Annotated in this window: 1 protein-coding gene and 1 pseudogene; both read right to left on the bottom strand. The window is 25.8% G+C overall.

Annotation, left to right across the window (positions count from 1 at the left end):
• A pseudogene (locus ACMOUI_RS00845) lies at positions 1 to 621 on the bottom strand (hypothetical protein); the annotation flags it as partial.
• Between the two features lie 79 nt (positions 622 to 700).
• Entirely contained in the window at positions 701 to 1,534 is an 834-nt protein-coding gene (locus tag ACMOUI_RS00840; protein ID WP_418963851.1) for a DUF7662 domain-containing protein, read from the bottom strand.
• Positions 1,535 to 1,633 lie beyond the last annotated feature (99 nt).

Genomic DNA, 1,633 nt, shown 5'->3' with positions numbered 1-1,633 from the left:
ATATGTGTGATGATTGCTGTCTCTATAGTAATCATTATAAATTCTTCTAATTTCTCCTAAAGGCAACTTATTATAGTAATTCAAAATTAAAACCAATTTCTCCTTCATCTCAATTCTCTTAGCATACATATAAAAGCCTTTAAACTCTACTATATTTGGATTTTTATTTAACAGTTCCTCTAGCCCAATTAGACTATAAAGCTTATAACTCCTTAAATGACAACTTATATCTGTAAGAGTTAATATTCTTTTCTGGTTAAAACATTCAGCAATATATTTATCAATTTTAAATTTACTTTTAGCTAAAATATATCTATCTTCAAAGAACTCTAGTTCTACACCTTTAAAAAGTTTATATAAAACGACTACTTCACTTATATCTAAAGCTATCTCTCTTCTTGATAATTCAACTTTAAAATCAGATATATTAACCATTATACCGTTATCTTCAAATATTACAATATTCACTCTACTTATTAAATCTGATAAATCTATTTTTTCAAGTTTCAGCTTAATTGCTTTACACAACATCTCCACTCTTTGTCTTGAAATATTCAATTTTCTTCCTGTGTCAGAGTAATCTTTATTCTCAATATAATATAACTGAAATACTTTTAATTGCTGTGGTGTTAATAATGCTGTAACTCTTTTAGATTTCTTAAAAAAACTTTATTCATTAATATTAACTCCCAATGATAACTTATTTCAACTTTTCTAAAATTAAATACTCTCCTAACACTAGTTTTATTTGCTTATACCCTAAATTAAGCCATATAGGTGGAATTGGCTGAGAGTAACTATTAGATAAATATGCTCGATACTCATAAGCCGATTTGGGTAACTTTCTTCCTAATAATTTTTCCATTTGAGCATAAGTTATTTCAACTCTTTCTTTTTCTTGATTTTTTAAAAATTCAACTAATCTTCTTTTTTTATAAAGTCCTGTTTCATCTTCATTAACAAATACGCTTTTTTCTTTTAAATTGTTAAAATTTATCTCCTCTTCATCAACTTTTTTACCTTTATAGTAATACTCAAGTTTCAAAGCCATTCTTCTCAAATTCACTTCATAAAAAATACCAATTTTATATCTACATACATGCTCTGGTAAAGTTTTTCCATCATAAGACCAAATATTATTATTAAAACTATCTTTTGTTAGACAACTTAATCTTATCCTGTCTTCTTCTTTTTCCAAAAAAGGTTGCTCAATTTTTTTCATTTCAATAGCTATTAAATTGTCTTGCATTACACTTTCTCCACGACTATGAACAATTAAGTCGCAATTTACTTTAATCACTTCTGCTCTTTCATTGTAAATAGTTTTTACTTCTCCTTTATTTCTATTATATTCTACATCAACATAATAGTTACTATATTCTGTTTCTTTCAAAATTTCATAAAGCTTTAACATTAATGCTCCACACAATGTTCTTTCTGAAACTTTATCTTCTAATAACTTTCTATCCTTTTCTAAAAATTTTTTATTTGCTTTTAAAAATAATTCTTTTAATCTAAAATATTCCTTATCCATAAATCATTATCCCCCTACTCCATAATTAACTAAAAAGGAAGGAATATCTCTATTTCTTCCTTTAATTATACTATTTAGCTACCTTTTCTGCCAGTCCTT

It is taken from the genome of Cetobacterium sp. (genome assembly GCF_048470075.1).
Classification (GTDB): Bacteria; Fusobacteriota; Fusobacteriia; order Fusobacteriales; family Fusobacteriaceae; genus Cetobacterium_A.
Note: the sequence above shows the minus strand (reverse complement) of the source record. Positions and strands in the feature narration are given on the sequence as shown.